The sequence below is a fragment of the Rubrivivax sp. JA1026 genome (assembly GCF_011065555.1).
Taxonomy (GTDB): domain Bacteria; phylum Pseudomonadota; class Gammaproteobacteria; order Burkholderiales; family Burkholderiaceae_C; genus Rubrivivax; species Rubrivivax benzoatilyticus.
The window spans coordinates 236,775-254,634 of sequence record NZ_JAALCQ010000007.1; the positions used below are offsets into that span (position 1 = coordinate 236,775).

A 17,860-nucleotide genomic window follows, 5' to 3' on the forward strand; every position below is an offset into this window, starting at 1 on the left:
TCAGCGCGGGCAGTCGCGCGGGTCCAGGCCTTCGACCGGGCCCACGGCGCCTTCGGCCGCCGCCTCGCAGAACGCGCGGCGCTGCTGCGCCCGCAGCTCGCGCAGGCGCGCGTCGATCACCGAGGCCTCGATGAAGTCCTGGCCGGCGGTGCCGCGGGCGGCGGCCTGGCCGGCGCGCAGGCGGTCGATCGCCCCGACGAGGTCGCCCGACACGTAGCGCGCCTCGGCCTCGGCACGCACGGCGCGCAGCTTGAAGCCGGAGGCGTCGGACGTGGCCGCCAACTGCATCCAGGCGCCGGCGTCGCGCGGGTGGTCGGCGACCCAGGTCTGCAGCGCCTCGGTGGCCGCACGCAGCGCCTGCGGCGCCGGCTGGCCGGCACGATGCAGGTCCAGCGCCGCCTGGGCGCGCATCAGCAGCGGCGCCCGGCCGCGGGCGTCGACCGTGATCGTGTCCAGCGCCTGCAGCGCCGACGCCGGCTGGCCGGCCGCCAGCCGCACCTGGGCCAGCAGCAGTTGCAGGTCGCGTTCGGCCTGGGGCTCGCGCGGCTCGGCGCGCGCCGCCAGCGCCAGCGCCTGCGAGGCCAGGCGATCGGCGGTGGCATGCTCGCGCAGCAGCGAGGCCGACAGCGCCCCGGCATAGGCCGCCGCCAGGCGTTCGCGCAGCGGCGCGTCGGCAGCCGCCGTGCCCTGGTCGACGAGGCGATGCAGGGTCTGCGGGTCGGTGTCCATCATCACGCGCGCGCGCTGCTGCATCAGCGCGTGGCGCAGCGGCGGCGCGCCCGCGCCGGCGCCGGCGAACAGCGCACGCGAGCGCGCCTCGCTGATGCGCTCGGTGGTCAGCGGGTGGCTGCGCAGGTAGGGGAAGCCGCCGCTGTCGTTGAGCCGCGTGGCCGAGTCCAGCCGCTCGAACATCTGCGCCATGCCCTGCGGCGCGAAGCCCGCCGCGGTGAGCGTGCCGTAGCCCATGCGGTCGGCCTCGCGCTCCATGTCGCGCGAGAAGTTGAGCTGGCCCTGGATCGACGCCGCCTGGCTGCCGGCGATCGCGGCGTTGGCGACGTCGGCGTTGTTGCTGCGCGCCGCGGCGATCACGCCGAGCAGCAGCGCGGCCATGCTGAGCATCGTGGTGCGCTGGGCGGCGATGCTGCCGCGCGCGATGTGGCGCTGGGTGACGTGGGCGAGCTCGTGCGCGACCACCGAGGCCAGCTCGTCGGTGCTGGTGGTCAGCGCGATCAGCCCGAGGTGCACGCCGACGAAGCCGCCGGGCAGCGCGAAGGCGTTGACGCTGCGCTCGCGCACCAGGAAGGCCTCCCAGGCGAACTGGCGGTCGATGTCGGGCGGAATATCGCCGCGCTGGCGCGACGCGGCCAGCAGCGGCTGGAAGATCGAGTCCACGTACTCGAGCAGCACCGGGTCGTCGAGGTAGGCGGGATCGGCGCGGATCTGGCGCATGATCTGGTCGCCGACGCGGCGCTCGGCGCCGACGGTGATGTCCTCGACGGCCGACTCGCCGAGCGACGGCAGCCGCACCTGGGCCGGCACGGCCTGCACGGCAAACGCCAGCGCGAGCGCCAGCACGAGGGCCCGGGGACGACGCGGGCGACGCGGGGGGTGGGAAGGCGTCAAGGCAGAGTGTCCGTCGTGGGCGCCGGCCGCGGCCGGCGCAGGTGCATGCAGCACGGCCTATCATGACATCGTCGCGTTGCCCCCTTGTTTCCGCCGATGAACTCTCCGCTCACCCACTTCGACGCGCAGGGCCGGGCGCAGATGGTCGACGTCGCCGCCAAGGACGAGACGCACCGCGTGGCGCGTGCCGCCGGCACGATCCGCATGCTGCCGGCCACCTTCGAGCTCGTCGCGCAGGGCCGCGCCGCCAAGGGCGACGTGCTGGGCGTGGCGCGCATCGCGGCGATCCAGGGCGCCAAGCGCACCGCCGAGCTGATCCCGCTGTGCCACCCGCTGCCGATCACCCGCGTGGCGGTCGAGTTCGTGCTGGACGCCGCCACGTCCAGCGTGCGCTGCGAGGCCCAGGTCGAGACCCGCGGGCGCACCGGCGTCGAGATGGAGGCGCTGACGGCGGTGCAGGTCGGCCTGCTCACCATCTACGACATGTGCAAGGCCGCCGACCGCGGCATGGTGATGACCGACGTGCGCGTGCTGGAGAAGCGCGGCGGCAAGAGCGGCGACTGGGTGGCGCCGCAGGCCTGAGGCCGGCCTCAGGGCCGGAAGAACTCGCGCCAATCGGGCACGCGCTGCGGCGACTGGCACTGGAACGGCGGCTCGACGTCGGCCGGCGCCGGGGCCTCGCAGACGGCGAAGAACTCGCGGCTGGCCGGGTTGCGGAACTCGCGCAGGCGCTCGGCCAGATGGCGCGCCGCGTCGAGCTCGCCGCGCGCCGCCAGCGCCTGGGCCCAGGCCATCATCAGCCGGGTGTCGAGCAGGTGGTGGGTGGCGTGCTCGAAGGGCTGCATCGCGTCGGGGCCGGGCTCCAGGCCGGTGGTCGCCGCGGCGTAGTCGGCATGGTGGGCGAAGAAGACGCTGCGCTGGCCGCGCGCGATGCGCTCGACGAGCGGCGGGTCGTCCGGGGCGCTGGTGAAGATGCGCGTGACCGGCCGGTAGTCGGCCACCGCGAGCGCGGCCCCGATCACCAGCGCCAGGCCTGAGGCGACGAGCGCGGGCTGCGGCCAGCCGCCGGGCATCGCCGGGCCGCGGCGGTGCCCGGCGGCATAGCCCCAGGCCCAGGCCGCGGGCAGCAGGAAGTAGGCGTACCACAGCGGATATTCGAGCAGGCTGTGCAGCCCGATCATCAGCACCATGACCCAGGCCGCACGGCGCTCGAGGCCGCCGCGTTCGTCGCCCGGGGCCTCGCCGCGCGGCGCGAACGCCCGCCGGCCCGAAGCCGCCAGCGCCCACAGCAGCAGCGCCAGCACCACCGCCGCCGCCGGCAGGCCGAGCTCCACGGCGAGCTGCAGCAGCAGGTTGTGGGAATGGTCGAAGAACGCCACCGGACGGTCGGGGAACGGGGTCAGCGTCCAGGCGAAGTTGAACTCGCCGAAGCCGACGCCGCCCCAGGGCTGGCGGCGGATCAGCTCCAGCGTGTTGAGCCAGATGCGCACGCGCGAGCTCGACAGGTCGTTCTCGGCCAGCCGCGCCTCGCCGCCGAAGACGTGCTGCGACAGGCGCGCCCATTCGGCCATCGCCAGCCAGCCGGCGACGTAGACCAGCGGCGCGGCCAGCAGCAGCCAGCGGGTGCGGCGTGCCAGGCGCCGGTCGGCGAGGCCCCACAGCGCCAGCAGCAGCACGCCGACGAAGCCGGTGCGCGAAGCCGTCAGCACGACGGCGAAGACCAGTGCCGCGAACAGCGCCGGCCCGGCGATGCGCAGCACCCGCCCGATGCGGCCGTCGCGGTAGAGCTCGACCAGCGCGACGACGGCGATCGCCGACCACAGCAGCAGGCTGCTCAGGTGGTTGGGCTGGCGGAGGTTGCCGACGGCGCGCCCGGGGATGCCCGAGCGCGCGATCCACTGGCCGTCGGCCGCCTCGGGCGCGAAGACCTGCACCAGCGCGACGGCGACGTTGAAGACCCCGGCCACGGCCCAGCCGACGCAGAAGGCGGCGAACACCGCGCGCGGATCGGCCCGCGACTGCGCCGCGGCGCCGCCGGAGACCATCACCATCGCCGCCAGCAGCAGCCCGATCGCCGACAGCGCGATGCTGGACGGCAGCGCGTGCGACCACGACCAGCACACCCCGGCCAGCACCACGGCCAGCGCCGCCTGCAGCGCCCCGGCGCCACGCCAGTCGGCCCCCGAGCGCGGCGCGCAGGCCGCGACGAACAGGCCCCACAGCGCGATCGCCAGCGCCTGGTTCAGGAAGGTCGGCGAAGGCGAGAGGTTGTACGCCAGCAGCGAGGGGGCGCTGGCGGCGAGGATGGCCAGCGCGACGCGCGCGAGGGTGGCGGGGATTGGGGCAGGCACGGAAGGACGACCCGCGCAAGACGGCGACAACGGTGCGCCGGCGCGGAAGCGCGGCGATGCTATCAAGAAGAAGGTGCGCGACGGCCCGGCAGATACACTCGTCGCCGCGTGCCCGCCAGCCCTGCCCTCCAGAGATGACTGCAGCCCCCCGCAACGTCGCGGTCGTGCACGACTGGCTCGTCGACCGAGCAGGCGCCGAACGCGTCCTGGAAGAGATCCTGGCGCTGTTCCCCGATGCGGTGCTGTACACGCTGATCGACCGTATGCCCGCAGCCGACGCGACGCGGCTGCCGCGGCGCGCCACCGTCACCTCCTGGCTGCAGAAGCTGCCTGGTGTGGAGCGCTACTTCACGCGCTGCCTGCCGCTGATGCCGATGGCCATCCAGCAGCTCGACCTGAGCGGGCACGACCTCGTCATCTCCAGCAGCCACTGCGTCGCCAAGGGCGTGCTGGTGCCGCCGGAAGCGCTGCACCTGTGCTACTGCCACTCGCCGATGCGCTACGCCTGGGACATGCAGCACGAGTACCTGCGCACCGAAGGCCTGGACCGGGGCCCGAAGTCGTGGTTGGCGCGGCGCATGTTCCACCGCCTGCGCGCCTGGGATGCGTACACGGCCAACGGCGTCGACCACTTCGCCGCGAACTCCGACTTCGTGCGCCGGCGCATCCTGAAGGCCTACCGGCGCGAGGCCGCCGTGATCCACCCGCCGGTCGAGGTATCGCCGCCAGCGCCGGGGCGCGAACGCCAGGGCTACGTCACCGTCGGGCGGCTGATGGGCTACAAGAACACGGCGCTGATGGTCGAGGCGTTCCGGCGGCTGCCGGATCGCGAGTTGACGGTGGTCGGCGGCGGCCCGCAACTGGAAGGCCTGCGCCGCGTAGCGCCGGCGAACGTGCGCTTCACGGGGCCGGTGTGCGAAGCGGACAAGCAGGCGCGGCTGGCTGCCGCGCGGGCGTTTGTGTTCGCCGCCGTCGAAGACTTCGGCATCGCGCCGGTCGAGGCGCTCGCCGCCGGAACACCGGTCATCGCCTACGCGCGCGGGGGGGCACTGGACTATCTCCGACACGGCGACAACGCTTGGCTCTTTGCGCCGGCGACTCCCGAAGCGCTCGCCAACGCGATCGTAGAGTCGGAGGCAGGCTGGGATAGCGACTTGCACCAGCGCTGCCGGATCAGTGCTGAAGGTTTTGGACGACAGCGCTTCCGCCGGGAGTTCGAGGACTGGGTAAGGTTGCACTGGGCTGCGTGGCAGACGCACGGACCGTCCCCGTGACGCCGCACGCTCGCCTTTGGATGGGCCCTGCGGGCGTTGCCGGGCTGGAAGCCGCCAGTCTCGTCATCGGCTTCCTGACTCAGACCTACCTGATGCGCACATTGGGGGCAGCAGGCTACGGCCAGTGCGTGCTGGCCGTGGCGATCAGCTTGGGGCTGGGCACGCTCACAGACTTTGGCTTCAACTACGCCGCCACACGCCAGGCCGTGCATTGGGCAGAGGACCCCATCGCGCGACACAGGCTGTACTGGTCGGTTATCGCCACCAAGGTCTGCATCGGTACGTCTGCACTCTTCATCGTCGCGCTGTTGCCACAGGCTACAGACCTCCTGCCCGCCACGGCGACAGCCATCGCCGGCGCTATCGCCTTCCCGACTTGGTACCTGCTGGCACGCCACCTGCTGCTGCAGATGGCGGGGGCCTTGTTGGCAGCACGAGCCGCAATGCTGCTCATGATCACCGTATTCGTCGCAGGGCCGGCAGACGTGGTAATCGCCTCGGTCTTGAACTGCGCAGCACCGCTAGCGGCACTGGTGCTCGTTATGGGCCATCGCGAACTTCGTCCAATGCTTCGCCCCCGACGGGTGCACAGGGCGGAGATCGCCGAAACGTTCAGGCTTGGTCTGTCGACCGCATGGATCACGACAATGCCAGCCCTCGGATCAGCCCTGGTGCAGACGTTGATCGGAACCCTCGGTTCGCACGCGACCCTCGGACAGTACGCAGCGGCTGACAAGATCCGAGCCGGCATTCAGGGGCTGTTCACCGCGCTGGGGCAGGCGCTGTTTCCGATCATCGTTGCAAGGCAGCGTGCCGGGACAAGCGCGGCGCGGCTGCCGACGCTACTGCTGGCCATGGCCACAATCGCCGCGCTGCCGCTGACGATGATTCCAAAGGTCATGGTGACATTCGTTGCCGGGGAGGGCTTCGGGGAAGCCGCCGAAGCACTGCGGGTGATGAGCTTGGCGGTGATCGGCTCGACTGCTGCCACCGCGTTCGGCACGCTAGGTCTTGTGGCACGCCAGCAAGATGCTGCGTTTGCGCGTGCCGTCACCGTAGGCCTCCTCGTGCAAGCCGGCGGGCTGGTTGCGCTCGTTCCGGCATTTGGCGCAGTCGGGGCAGCTTGGGCCCTGGTCATCGCCAGTGCCGCGACGCTATTGGCAATGGCTCCTGCGCTGCGGCGTCCCTGAGAAGGGTGCCCCACACCTAGGCAACCGCAAACGACTCAGCGCGAGCCCCCCGCTGACAGGAGTCGCTCGTACAGCGCGCGATAGCGGGCGAAACAGCCCTGCTGGTCGAACAGGCGTTTGACGCGGGCAGCTCCTCGCGCTACCAAGGCGACATGAGCATCCGCGTCGTCGAGCAAGCGGCGCAGCGCCTGAGCCATCCCGTGTTCATCTCCCTGAGGAAGGAGCACGCCGGTTGCACCGTCGTCGATCACCTCGGCAGTTCCGGGGTGCCAAGCGGCAACCGTCGGAACCCCCAACGCCATCGCTTCCATCGGCAAGCCAGGCAGCCCCTCCCAGCGAGACGGCATCAGCAGCAGCCGGGCGCGCGATACCAGTGCAAGCGCATCGTTGTGCGGTTGTGCTCCCAACCGCTCGACACGATTGCCACCTGGCGTAGTGGCCAGCACGCGGAGGGTCGTCTCGGCCAGTGGCCCGTCGCCCGCCAGCACACAACGGCACCCATCCGCCGCCAATGCACTGAGCACGCGTGCGGCCGCAACCGGGTTCTTTTGATGATCCAGCCGCCCCAGAAAGAGTACGTCGATGTCGTGCTCGTCACGCTCGAGCCGTGCCATTTTCCCAAGGTCAATGCCGTTGTAGATCACCTCGCCTTCGCATCCTGGCGCCACGAGCGCAAAGTTCCGGGCGGACGCGAGATCGGCATGCGAAACGAAGACCCGCGCGTCCACGCTCCGCATCACACGCCGATCGGCTTGGTTCGCCAACCAGCGCAAGGGCGCGGCAAAGTTCTGCTGGTGCAGGCCGCGTACGGTGTAGACCAGCGCCCCTAGGCATACGCGGAGGCGGGCCTGGACGGTGTAGTGCGCCGCGCGCAGGCCATGCACATGGGTCAGGTCAAACCGGCGGGCCCCGAGTGCTCGGGCGAGTCGGCCCGCGACTCGCGGATCCCCGGGAAAGCCGAAGAAGTCGACGCCGACGAAATCCACGCCTCTCCTCGCGGCCTCCTCTTGCAGGTACGAAGCGGGCTGTGAGACGAGGGTTACCTCGGCACCTGCCTCTGCGCGGAAGTGGTCGATGAGCGCCAGAACGTTGGTACTGCCGCCGCCCGGACGGCCATCGGCTACGACATGGGCGATTCGCAATGTCTTCATGCTGTCCGTCAAGCGCCCACTACTAGTCCGCCGCCCATGGCAACCTGTAGCGACCAGGCATCTTGTTGCACGGAAGCTCGAAGCGGCCGCTGAGGATGTCTTCACCCGTCCCCACGAAGCCAGTGTTGACGGCCCTGAAGTAGCGGAACATCACTCGGTCACTTGAGTCACGGTACAGACGCATGTCGGTTCCCCCGTAGTGGCGCGACTCAAGGCCGTCGAAGCTGCGGTCACGCCCCGACCCGGGTGGGAAAAAACGCGGGCAGCGAGCCTCGATCTGCGCGAACACCCGCAACGTCCGGTCCTCCAAGTGCAGGGCGGCCGTCGGTGCGGAAGCGGTCGCATCGACCACGCGGCAGATCCAGAAGCCGCGCCGAGGCGGTCGCACTGCCGCATCGGCATCCGGCCCCGGCGCGAGATTCGAACGAAGCTGGGTGCACGGCTCCTCGCTCAACCCGAGTCCGTAACGCGCCAAGGTCGAGGCGTAGAGCTGCCGTGCCTCTTCAAGCGGCTGCCCCTCATCGTCCATGAACTTGAACGAGATCGGTGCGACCAGATAACGCGGCAGGCGGCTTGCCAGCAGTTCCTGCAACCTGGAGTACTCAGGCATCCCAGGGACGATGTCGACCTGGCCCGAAATGTTGGCCCAGCGAGAACGTTGATCAAAGGCCGGAACCAGTACCGAGTACGAGATGCCGGTCGCAGTCAGGAACACCGCAGGCTCATGCCTCAGCGGCGAGTCCTCGATCGCGAGCCCCGGGCCGTCGCGCCAACGTGAAAGACCCCATACGTTGGGGATGTAGTGCTCGTAAAGCGCATGCGCCTGCATGCCGACGAGGAGCGCAAGTAAGCTGGCGCGGAACGCGTGTGTACCGGGCAGGCGACGCCAGACCACTACCAGTAATGGCCCGACGAGCAACAGCCCGAAGGCGAAGTAGCGCCCGTTGCCGCGGACGAAAGTCCAGACGTATAAGGCCAGCAGTAACAACAGGAGCGTTCGACCCTGATCCGACGTGAACGCAAACCGACCACGCCGCGCCAGCAAGACCAGCAGCACGAACAGCCCGAGAAAGGCAAAGCGCCAGTCGGGCGCCGCCTGCTCGAAATAGATGCCGGATGAAGGGTCAGCCAGGACCAGGGGGCGCAGCAGGCCTTCGAGCCACCCATCAGGTTGAAAACGCAACACCGCTCAGCCCCCCGCGAACCAGCGGCCGAGATACGGATAAAACGGGTTGCCCGTCAGCGCCCATAGTTGCCAGCCCCAGGGCCCGTAGGCAAACACGAACCCGAGCGCGGCTCCCGCCGCAATCCCAAGACCGCGCCGCAGAGGGAAGCGCCAACCAGGACGCCACCACCACAGCAGCAGTACGGGCAGGAACATGCCGTTGGACAGTTTGAATGCCGCAGACACGCCCCAGAGTGCCGCCGCCAGCGCTGCAGAGCGATCGGCACCATCCGGACGAAGGCTGACGGCAACAGCCCAAAGCAGCGGAACGGCCGCCATCAAGTCGTTGCTCGTGGTCTCCAAGCAGACAAGTACGAGCGTGCTCATGCCAGCCAGAAGACAGGCGAGGGTGCGCAGAGCGATACCCTCGAATCCTTGAGCGTCCGGCATCAACCGCTTGCTGATCAGCCAGACCGGCGGCAACAGCATCGCCGCCTGAAACGCTGACCAAGCCGCCGCCACAGTGGATCCGGGGCCGGTCCACAGCGCCATGCGATAGACCGGCCAGTACAGGTACGGATACTGGTAGGACTGGAAACTCGCGGCGGCAACGTCGAGATCCCAGCGCGGCGACTCCGCGGTCAAGCCAAGGTAGATGTGATGGTTCAGCGCATCCCAGCTCCAGGCCAGGTAGCCGGTAGACAGCGGGATCGATGCCGCTGCGGCCGCCGCAATGAGCGTCAGCAGGAGCGCCTCGAGCACCAGGGCACGTGTCACGGCGTCAGTTGACCGCTCGCGCCCCGTTACGTGCCGGGCGGCTGGAGTCAAAGGCACTTCTCAGAGCAGCGAAGAAAACGGACGCCAGCAAAGACTGCGTGCCGATCAGGAACAGCGCAATGCCGGGGATGATCTTCCGCATCGCGACCTGGGGATCGAGTGCGCCGAAGCCAGCGCTGCCCCACTGCACCGTAAGCGCGACACAGAGAGCGCCTCCCGCCAATGCTGTGACACCTCCCCATAGAGGCAGCGCGGGGCCGCTTGCCAGGCCGATCGCCCAGCGCTCGCGGGGATGAGGCGTGTCGAGTCGCGCGAAATGACGCGCGAGCACTGCTCCCATCGCGAACAGCAGGGTCTGGTAGCCCAGCACCATCGCCGCAGCCGCGAACAGCTGGGTATGGATGCCCAGCGGCCAGGCCGTATGACCTGGATGAACGGCATTTGCCAGCGCCAGTTGCAGCAAGCCGAGCATGAACACGACGAGCCCGGGATAGAGGAACAGCCAGCGCGGCGCATACAGCATCAGGTAGCGCAGGTGGCGCCAGCCGTCGCGCCAGGTATTCAAGTGCGGCGGCCGGTCACGACCATCCTTGGACAGCGTCACCGGCACTTCTGCGACGCGCAGCCGCGCCTGCAGAGACTTGACGATCATCTCGCTGGCGAACTCCATGCCGGGGGTCACCAGGTGCAGCGAGAGCATCACGTCGCGGCGGAAGCCGCGCAGGCCGCAATGGAAGTCGCGCAGCGGCCCGCCGAAAAGGCGCCGGCCCAGGAAGCTGAGCACCGGGTTGCCGAGATAGCGGTGCAGCAGCGGCATCGCGCCGTCGGAAATGCCGCCGCGGAAGCGATTGCCGACGACGAGGTCGTGGCCGGCACGCAGCTGCTCGACGAAGGGGCCTAGCGCGCTGAAGTCATAGCTGTCGTCGGAGTCGCCCATGATGACGAAGCGGCCGCGCGCGGCCACGATGCCGGCGCGCAGCGCGGCACCGTAGCCGCGTTCGGCGACGTGCACGACGCGAGCGCCCAGCTCGATCGCCAGCGCCTGCGAGCCGTCGTTCGAACCGTTGTCGGCGACAAGGACCTCGCCGGCGACGCCCGATTCAGCCAGGAAGCTCCGCGCCTTGGCTATACAGCGACCGAGCGTCTTCGCCTCGTTGAGGCAGGGCATGAGGATCGTCAACTCGCAGACGTCAGCAGGCAAATGGGCAACCGCAGCGCCAGTGCCCGAATGCGTGGCGGGGAGCAAGGCTTCTCGTTCGAAGGAGACGGTTTGAGTCACGCCAGGATCCATTCGTCACAGATGCCGTGATCAAAACACGACGCGGGCCGGGGTCACAAAGAAAAAAGGCAGCACAGGGGCTGCCTTCTTCCTATGGCCAAAGGCCGACTTACTTGCAGGAGCCCGGGCGGAACTTGGCCGGGATCGAGCCACCACAAGTCCAGCTCTCGATCGGCTGGCCGATCGTCAGCGTGCTGGGGGTCAGCGTGATGGTCTTGGTATCGATTTCCGAATCGCCAAAACCCTGGGCGGTCACGGTCACGACGCCATTTTCGTCAGTTTCGACCTTCTCAACGTACTTGGAAGGCGAGGTGCTTTGCTCGCAACCCCACTCGTTGGCGCCAGGAAGGGTGCTGGAAGCGGCCGTCTGCACGGCCTCGGTGATGGTGGTACGGCATGCCGACGCCGCCAGGATGAGCTCGGAGATCTTGGCCTTCTTCGTGTAGTCCTGGTAGGCCAGCAGCGCGACGGCGGCCAGGATGCCGATGATCGCGACGACGATCATCAGTTCGATCAGGGTGAAACCTTGTTGGACTCGCTTCATGGACGGAACTCCCGTGGGGTGAGTGGAAAGGGAAGGTCGAGGACACCCCGCATTTGCAGGGGGCGTGCCATGCCGTGGGTTGTCGACTGGTTCACGGCCACTGACGAAAAACGTCACTTCGCGGGCCGCATGGTGTGCCGTGACGGGCGCAAAGCGACGGATTTGGTCACTCGCCGAACTGCAGGCACTGGCCGGTGTGCAGCGCACTGACGCGATGCGGGCCGGCCTGCGCCGCGACCTGCGACATCACAGCATCGACCATGCCGGGCTTGATGTGCGTGATGTAGACGTCCACCGGCCGGCGCAGCTGCGCCAGCTCGTCGCGCAGCAGCGTGGGACACAGGTGGCGGCTGACGTCGGCCAGCTCGCGCTCGTCGTCGCCGAACGCGGTCTCGACGATCAGCCCGCGCAGGTCCATCTCGGCCAGGCGGCGCCACAGCGCGGGCACCGGGCCGGTGTCGCCGCTGTAGGCCCAGGCGCGGCCGGCCGCGTCGAGCAGCGCGAAGCCGACCGCCGGCACCGTGTGCGCCGCCGGCAGCACCTCGAGCGAACGCCCGCGCGACAGCGCCAGCCGGTCGCCGACGGCGAAGGGCTCGAAGCACAGGATCGGCCGCTCTGGACTGGGCAGCCGCGTGAAGTCGGGCCAGATGACGCCGTTGAACACGTGGGTGCGCAGCGCGTGCAGCGTCTCGGCCAGCGCATGCACGCGGATCGGCGGCCGCCCGACGTCGGCACGGAGGCGCTTGACGCTGTCGGCCAGCAGGGCGATCGCGAGCACGTGGTCGAGATGCGAGTGGCTGACGAAGATGTCGTCGATGCGGGCAAGCTCGTCGAGCGCGAGGTCGCCGACTCCCGTGCCGGCGTCGACGAGCACGTCGTCGTCGACGAGGAACGAGGTGGTTCGGCTGCCGGCCGCGATGGAGCCGGAACAACCGAGGACGCGGATCTGCATGGGCGGTGATGAGCCGCCGGACATCCGACGGAAGGCGCATGCTGACCGCCGCCGGCGCCCCGCGCAAGCCGCGGAATCGACGTTCAGCCCGCTTCGGCAGGGGTGCGCCGCACGGCAGACGGCGCGAGCGTGAAGACGGTCACACGGCACCCCTGGCGCCCGCGGCGAGCCGGCCGACGACGCGATGCGGCAACGCCGCTCCGGGGCACCAAGCCGCCCGAGAGCGGCCCGGCGCTCGCGCCTCAGTGGTGGATGAACTGCATCGCCGTGCCGGCGAGCTCGATGACGTCGCCGTTGCGCAGCGGCACCGAGTCGCCGATCAGCGGCACGCCGTTGACGCTGGGCCGGTTGCTGCCCTCGACATGCGCGAAGGCGTAGCCGTTGGGCCGGCGCGTGATCGAGGCCACCTGCACGCCGGGCTTGCCGACCGTCGTGACGACCTTGGTCAGCGTCACCTCGCGGCCGGCCGCGGCACCGTTGAGGACCTTGATCGAGGCGCTGCCCGCCGGTGCGGCCGCGATCGGCGCGTGACCCGAGCGGGTCGGGCCGGCGGACGCGAAGGGCGGCGGCGACGGCTGTGCCGGCCGCATGACCATCGTGCGCTCGTAGTCGGTGCTGTCCTCGGTCAGGTACTTGATCTTGTACTTGCCGATCTCGACGGTGTCGTCGTGCGCCAGCAGCTGCTTCTTGATCGCCTTGCCGTTGATGTAGGTGCCGTTGGTGCTGTTGAGGTCTTCGATGAAGACGTCGGCACCGACCATCTGCAGCACGGCGTGCTCGCCGCTGACGGCGAGGTTGTCGATCACGATGTCGTTGTACGGGCGCCGCCCGAGCGTCGTCTTGTCCTTCGTGATCTGGACTTCCTTGATGACGACACCGTCGAGCGAAACGACCAGCTTGCCCATTCGAGACCTCAGATGTGCCGGCGTTCAGCCGCGGCGTGCAATGGCCCTGCCAGCAGGGGAAGGCGATGAGGGGACCGTGAAGGCCGGCACCGATGACCGGCTAGCGGCGGAACGGCCACCAGGACCGGGCGGCAGCCCCCGCGCCCCCCGAGACGCGGACCAGGATCACCGAGATATTATCCCTTCCACCTGCGGCATTGGCCGCATCGATGAGGTTGCGACACCCTTCGTCGAGGGACTCGCCGCAAGCCGCCAGCAGGCGGCCGATCGCACCGTCGTCGAGCATGTCCGACAGGCCGTCGGAGCACAGCAGGTACAGGTCGCCGGGCATGACGTCGTGCGGGTGCATCTCCAGCAGCACGGTGTCCTCGACCCCGACGGCGCGCGTGACGAGGTTCTTGTTCGACGAGAAGGCCGCCTGCTCGGGCGTGATCAGGCCGGCGTCGATCTGCTCCTGCAGCAGCGAGTGGTCGCGCGTGATCTGCTGCAGGCGCCCGGCGCGCATGCGGTAGGCGCGCGAGTCGCCGACGTGGCCGATGATGACGCGGCCCTCGCGGAACACGGCGACGACCAGCGTCGTGCCCATGCCGGCGTACTGCGGGTTGGCGTTGGCGGCGTTGAAGATCGCGCGGTTGGCGTTGTCGACGCAGATGTCCATCGCGCGCCGCACGTCGGTGTCGCCGGCCTGCGCGCCGGCTTCGTGCAGCCAGCGGCCGAGCTCGCCGACGATGAAGGTCGTGGCCATCTGGCTGGCCACCTCCCCGGCGTTGTAGCCGCCCATGCCGTCGGCCAGCACCGCCAGCGACGTGGCCTCGTCGACCGCGACCGAGTCTTCGTTGTTGCTGCGGGCGCGGCCGGTGTCGACGGCCGAGCAGAACTCGGTCGTCATCGGCACGGCGCAATCCTCGGACGCAAGATCATGGTTTTTTGCGATTGTGCATCGAAGAACACCCACTCAGCCGTCGACTCTCGTCAAGGTCGTGACTTCGATCCGCGCCGCGGCGAATCAATCGTCGAGAGGATGAGATCCAGCGCGTCGGCCACCGCAGCGGCCGACGCGGGGCGTGCGGCCGGCTGCTTGCTCAACAAGGCGGCGACCAGATCGCACAGTGCCGGCGGCAGCTCGGGACGGAGGGTGCGCAGGTCGGGCGGCGTGCGCTGGGCGACCTGCTGCAGCAGCTCGCCCAGCGACGCGGCTTCGTGCGGGCGGCGGCCGGCCAGCAGCTCGAAGAGCATGACGCCGAGCGCGTAGAGATCGCCGGCCGGCGCGGCGGTGGCGCCCGCCAGTTGCTCCGGCGCCATGTAGTCGGGTGAGCCCAGCACCAGGCCGGTCCGCGTGTTCTCGGCATCGGCATCGCGCGCCAGGCCGAAGTCGCTCAGCGTGACCCGGCGCGCGCCCCAGTCGACGATGACGTTGGCCGGCTTGAGGTCGCGGTGCACGACGCCCTGGGCATGGGCACAGGCCAGCGCACGGGCGACACGCGCGACCAGGGCCACGACGACCGGCTCGGGCAGCAGGCGCGCGGCGCGGGTGTAGCGCTCGAGGCTGCAGCCGTGCAGCAGTTCCATCACCAGCCAGGGCCCGGCCTCGTCGCAGCCGGCCTCCAGCACGCGCACGATGTCCGGATGGTCCAGCCGCCGGGTGGTCTGGGCCTCGGCGACGAAGCGTCGGGCGAGTTCGCCGCGCTGCTGCGCGTCGCCGGCGGGCAGGCGAAGCCGCTTGACGGCGACCTGCATGCCGCTGTCCGGGTGCGTGGCCAGGTAGACGTCGCCGTGCTGGCCGCTGCCGATCAGGCCGTCGAGGCGGTAGCCGCCCACGACGGGGCCGCACACGAGGGGGTCGGAGCGCACGGAGGACAGGGCGACGGACTCGGCGGGGACAGGCGCTCGACGCTAGCACAGCGCCGACCCCGCAGCGGCCCGCCGCGCCGGCCGCGTGCACCCCACGTTCGCGGGCTCGGCGGGCTCAGTCGGTGAGCGCGAGCACCGTCGCCATGCCGGTGGCGACCGCCAGGCCGGTGGACCAGCGATGGTCCTGGGCGGCCGGCTGTTCGGCGCTGAGCGGCGGCATCACCGCCCCCAGCTTGGGCCGGCGGGCGTCGAGCAGGCGCAGATCCGCGCCGAGGCGGCGACGCAGGCGCGCGCTGACGTCGGGCAGCGGTGCGCGCGCCACCATCCACTCGCGCTCGCCGGAGGCCATGGCGAAGGTCGGCTCCAGGCGGTCCCGCAGGGTGCGCAGCCACTGCTCGCGCCAGTTCTCGCGGCTGCGATGCGACACCCACTTGCCGACGCGGTGCGTCAGCTTGGGCGCGCAGCCGACGACGACCCAGCGTGTCGGGCCGGCGGCCTGCGCGAGCATCGGCGCCAGGATGCGACGCGCGTGCTCGGCGTCGTCGACGAAGACTGCGATCTGTTCCATGGTGCCTCCTGCGGACTGGGACTCAGCCCGCGTTGCGGGGTTCCGCGTCGCGCTGCAGCCGCGCGCGGCGCGACGCCCACCATCCTGCGGCCAGCACGCCGCAGACGAACACGAAGTAGGTCGCGAGCCGGGCCGCGAGGTTGGGATCGTAGACCTCGTCGAGCAGGGGTTCGCCGACGATCATCTTGGCCGCGGTGAAGGCCAGCACGCCGGCGCCGACGTAGGTGATGACCGGGTAGCGGTCGACGAGCTTGAGCACCAGCGAGCTGCCCCAGACGACGATCGGGATGCTGATCAGCAGGCCGATGACGACCAGGTCGAAGCTGCCGTGCGCCGCGCCGGCGACGCCCAGCACGTTGTCGACGCCCATCAGCGCGTCGGCGACGATGATCGTGCGCATCGCGCCCCAGAACGTCGTCGCGCCCACGCCGTGTTCGCCTTCCTCGGCCTGCGGCACGAGCAGCTTGTAGGCGATCCACACCAGACCCAGACCGCCGACGAGCATCAGCCCCGGCACCTTGAGCAGCCAGACGACCGCCAGCGTCATCGTCGAGCGCACGACGACCGCACCCACGGTGCCCCAGACGATGGCGCGCTTGCGCAGGTGCTCGGGCAACTGGCGCGCGGCCAGGGCGATGACGATCGCGTTGTCGCCAGCGAGGACGAGGTCGATCAGGATGATGGCGGCGAGCGCCGAAAACCAGGCGGGGGACAGAAACTCCATGCGGACTCCGGGCGAGAACGAACGACGGCGAGCACGCCGCTTTCGCGGCGCGCCCTGGCGTCGAAGGTCTCGCTCGGCTGGAGTTGTGTGGTTATGGCCCGACGGACCGGAAGCTGCGCTTCGTACTGACGGCCCGCCAACGTCGGGCTCCGTCCTGGTCCTGCCCGGGCGGGCCGACGGGAGCTACTCCCCTTCGGTTGCAGGGATGATAACCACTCCCCCCGCGGCGCCGGGTACGTGAGGACACTTACTCCCCGGTGCGGCGGGCAGCGGCACGCCGCTGCAGCAGCGTGCCCAGGCCGACGACGAGCGCGGCGCCGAGCGCGCCGACGGTGTTGATCAGCGCGTGCGGCAGCTCGCCGAAGCGCTCGACGACGGCCGGATCGGTCATCAGCATCTCGCCGGCGAGGAAACCGAGCAGCGCGGCGCCTGCGGTGACGATCAGCGGGTAGCGCTCCATCACGCGCAGCAGCAGCGTGCTGCCGAAGATGATCAACGGGATGCTGACCGCCAGCCCGATGACCAGCAGCGGCACGTCGCCGTTGGCAGCGGCGGCGACCGCCAGCACGTTGTCCAGGCTCATCACCAGGTCGGCGACGAGGATGGTGCGGATGGCGGAGAGGATGTTGCCCTGGCCCTCGTTGGCGCCCTGATCGCCACCCTCGTCGTCCTCGAGCAGCAGATCCACGCCGATGTAGAGCAGGGCCAGCGCGCCGACGATCTTCAGGAACGGCAGTTGCAGCAGCCGTGCGGCGACGATGGTCAGCACGATGCGCATCACGATCGCCGCCGCGCTGCCCCAGAAGATCGCCTTCTTCTGCTGATGCGCCGGCAGGGCGCGCGCGGCGAGCGCGATGACCACCGCGTTGTCGCCGGACAGCAGCACGTTGACCCAGATGATCGAGCCCAGTGCGGCCCAGAAGGCCGCCGTCGTGATTTCCATGACACCCCGTGTTATGCGTATGCCCGGCGCTGGAACGACGCCGGGCTTTGTTGGCGTTCAGTGTAGGCAGCGTTCGAACGTGCCCGGTGCGTGGAACTACGCACGGTCGCGCGGCGCCTGAAACACCGAGGCCCGGACGTGCCGGGCCTCGTTCAGTGGCGGCGCGTGCCGCTCAGATCAGCTTCTGCAGCAGCCGCCCCATCTCGGACGGGTTGCGCGTGATCGTGAAGCCGCACTCCTCCATGATCGCCAGCTTGGCATCCGCCGTGTCGGCGCCGCCGGAGATCAGCGCGCCGGCGTGACCCATGCGCTTGCCCGCCGGCGCGGTGACGCCGGCGATGAAGCCGACCACCGGCTTCTTCATGTGCTCCTTGCACCAGCGCGCCGCGTCGGCTTCGTCGGGGCCTCCGATCTCGCCGATCATGATCACCGCGTCGGTGTCCGGGTCCTCGTTGAACAGCCGCATCACGTCGAGGTGCTTCAGGCCGTTGATCGGGTCGCCGCCGATGCCGACTGCGCTCGATTGGCCGATGCCGAGTTCGGAGAGCTGCGCCACCGCTTCA

The 17,860-nt window shown here is 69.9% G+C and carries 17 protein-coding genes and 1 pseudogene; 3 read left to right on the top strand and 15 right to left on the bottom strand.

Translation table 11 applies throughout. The annotated features are described in order from the left end of the window. Positions 1–1,575 carry a M48 family metalloprotease gene (locus tag G5B56_RS13680; RefSeq protein WP_164963539.1) on the bottom strand — a complete coding sequence of 525 codons (1,575 nt, stop codon included), beginning with the start codon at positions 1,573–1,575 and terminating at the stop codon, positions 1–3. A 144-nt stretch (positions 1,576–1,719) separates the two neighbouring features. Here G5B56_RS13680 and moaC point away from each other — a divergent pair, with 144 nt between their 5' ends. Then, complete coding sequence (moaC, locus tag G5B56_RS13685) at positions 1,720–2,205, top strand: cyclic pyranopterin monophosphate synthase MoaC (RefSeq protein WP_164963540.1); 486 nt, start codon at positions 1,720–1,722, stop codon at positions 2,203–2,205. Between the two features lie 8 nt (positions 2,206–2,213). On the opposite strand, the gene G5B56_RS13690 is transcribed toward moaC, so the two are convergent. Then, complete coding sequence (locus G5B56_RS13690) at positions 2,214–3,974, bottom strand: PglL family O-oligosaccharyltransferase (protein ID WP_164963541.1); 1,761 nt, start codon at positions 3,972–3,974, stop codon at positions 2,214–2,216. Positions 3,975–4,108: 134 nt separating this feature from the next. Between G5B56_RS13690 and G5B56_RS13695 the strand changes: the two genes are divergently transcribed. Both G5B56_RS13695 and G5B56_RS13700 read left to right on the top strand, forming a co-directional pair. Continuing rightward, positions 4,109–5,248 carry a glycosyltransferase gene (locus G5B56_RS13695; protein ID WP_164963542.1) on the top strand — a complete coding sequence of 380 codons (1,140 nt, stop codon included), beginning with the start codon at positions 4,109–4,111 and terminating at the stop codon, positions 5,246–5,248. Then, entirely contained in the window at positions 5,245–6,438 is a 1,194-nt protein-coding gene (locus G5B56_RS13700; protein ID WP_164963543.1) for an oligosaccharide flippase family protein, read from the top strand. The genes G5B56_RS13695 and G5B56_RS13700 overlap by 4 nt, the downstream gene beginning before the upstream one ends. Before the next feature lie 35 nt (positions 6,439–6,473). On the opposite strand, the gene G5B56_RS13705 is transcribed toward G5B56_RS13700, so the two are convergent. From G5B56_RS13705 to G5B56_RS13765, 13 genes and pseudogenes are all read right to left on the bottom strand, one after another. Then, positions 6,474–7,589 (bottom strand): glycosyltransferase family 4 protein, encoded by a 1,116-nt coding sequence (locus G5B56_RS13705; RefSeq protein ID WP_164963544.1) that lies wholly within the window; start codon positions 7,587–7,589, stop codon positions 6,474–6,476. A 22-nt stretch (positions 7,590–7,611) separates the two neighbouring features. Continuing rightward, positions 7,612–8,772: a hypothetical protein gene (locus G5B56_RS13710; protein WP_164963545.1), complete on the bottom strand. Its 1,161-nt coding sequence runs from the start codon at positions 8,770–8,772 to the stop codon at positions 7,612–7,614. 6 nt (positions 8,773–8,778) lie between these two features. After that, positions 8,779–9,531 (bottom strand): hypothetical protein, encoded by a 753-nt coding sequence (locus G5B56_RS13715; RefSeq protein WP_164963546.1) that lies wholly within the window; start codon positions 9,529–9,531, stop codon positions 8,779–8,781. A gap of 4 nt (positions 9,532–9,535) precedes the next feature. Continuing rightward, complete coding sequence (locus tag G5B56_RS13720) at positions 9,536–10,822, bottom strand: glycosyltransferase family 2 protein (RefSeq protein WP_164963547.1); 1,287 nt, start codon at positions 10,820–10,822, stop codon at positions 9,536–9,538. A gap of 97 nt (positions 10,823–10,919) precedes the next feature. Continuing rightward, positions 10,920–11,354, bottom strand: a complete 435-nt coding sequence (locus tag G5B56_RS13725) for a pilin (RefSeq protein WP_164963548.1) — start codon at positions 11,352–11,354, stop codon at positions 10,920–10,922. A gap of 166 nt (positions 11,355–11,520) precedes the next feature. Continuing rightward, a complete protein-coding gene (locus tag G5B56_RS13730; RefSeq protein WP_164963549.1) occupies positions 11,521–12,306 on the bottom strand; it encodes an MBL fold metallo-hydrolase in 786 nt (261 codons plus the stop codon). 242 nt (positions 12,307–12,548) lie between these two features. After that, positions 12,549–13,211 (bottom strand): FHA domain-containing protein, encoded by a 663-nt coding sequence (locus G5B56_RS13735; RefSeq protein ID WP_009857908.1) that lies wholly within the window; start codon positions 13,209–13,211, stop codon positions 12,549–12,551. Positions 13,212–13,311: 100 nt separating this feature from the next. Continuing rightward, complete coding sequence (locus G5B56_RS13740; RefSeq protein WP_009857909.1) at positions 13,312–14,100, bottom strand: Stp1/IreP family PP2C-type Ser/Thr phosphatase; 789 nt, start codon at positions 14,098–14,100, stop codon at positions 13,312–13,314. Positions 14,101–14,183: 83 nt separating this feature from the next. Further along, positions 14,184–15,062 carry a serine/threonine-protein kinase gene (locus G5B56_RS13745; protein ID WP_240920815.1) on the bottom strand — a complete coding sequence of 293 codons (879 nt, stop codon included), beginning with the start codon at positions 15,060–15,062 and terminating at the stop codon, positions 14,184–14,186. A 115-nt stretch (positions 15,063–15,177) separates the two neighbouring features. After that, positions 15,178–15,630, bottom strand: coding sequence for a hypothetical protein (locus G5B56_RS13750; protein ID WP_164963550.1), 453 nt, complete (start codon positions 15,628–15,630; stop codon positions 15,178–15,180). A 22-nt stretch (positions 15,631–15,652) separates the two neighbouring features. After that, positions 15,653–16,354: a TerC family protein gene (locus G5B56_RS13755; RefSeq protein ID WP_009857912.1), complete on the bottom strand. Its 702-nt coding sequence runs from the start codon at positions 16,352–16,354 to the stop codon at positions 15,653–15,655. Positions 16,355–16,601: 247 nt separating this feature from the next. Then, entirely contained in the window at positions 16,602–17,297 is a 696-nt protein-coding gene (locus tag G5B56_RS13760) for a TerC family protein (protein ID WP_164963551.1), read from the bottom strand. A 172-nt stretch (positions 17,298–17,469) separates the two neighbouring features. After that, positions 17,470–17,860, bottom strand: a pseudogene (locus G5B56_RS13765) (succinate--CoA ligase subunit alpha); the annotation flags it as partial.

Coding starts and splice junctions, on each gene's coding strand:
- moaC (WP_164963540.1), top strand. CDS start 1,720: ATGAACTCTCCGCTCACCCACTTCGACGCGCAGGGCCGGGCGCAGATG.
- G5B56_RS13695 (WP_164963542.1), top strand. CDS start 4,109: ATGACTGCAGCCCCCCGCAACGTCGCGGTCGTGCACGACTGGCTCGTC.
- G5B56_RS13705 (WP_164963544.1), bottom strand. CDS start 7,589: ATGAAGACATTGCGAATCGCCCATGTCGTAGCCGATGGCCGTCCGGGC.
- G5B56_RS13720 (WP_164963547.1), bottom strand. CDS start 10,822: ATGGATCCTGGCGTGACTCAAACCGTCTCCTTCGAACGAGAAGCCTTG.
- G5B56_RS13725 (WP_164963548.1), bottom strand. CDS start 11,354: ATGAAGCGAGTCCAACAAGGTTTCACCCTGATCGAACTGATGATCGTC.
- G5B56_RS13730 (WP_164963549.1), bottom strand. CDS start 12,306: ATGCAGATCCGCGTCCTCGGTTGTTCCGGCTCCATCGCGGCCGGCAGC.
- G5B56_RS13735 (WP_009857908.1), bottom strand. CDS start 13,211: ATGGGCAAGCTGGTCGTTTCGCTCGACGGTGTCGTCATCAAGGAAGTC.
- G5B56_RS13740 (WP_009857909.1), bottom strand. CDS start 14,100: ATGACGACCGAGTTCTGCTCGGCCGTCGACACCGGCCGCGCCCGCAGC.
- G5B56_RS13750 (WP_164963550.1), bottom strand. CDS start 15,630: ATGGAACAGATCGCAGTCTTCGTCGACGACGCCGAGCACGCGCGTCGC.
- G5B56_RS13755 (WP_009857912.1), bottom strand. CDS start 16,354: ATGGAGTTTCTGTCCCCCGCCTGGTTTTCGGCGCTCGCCGCCATCATC.
- G5B56_RS13760 (WP_164963551.1), bottom strand. CDS start 17,297: ATGGAAATCACGACGGCGGCCTTCTGGGCCGCACTGGGCTCGATCATC.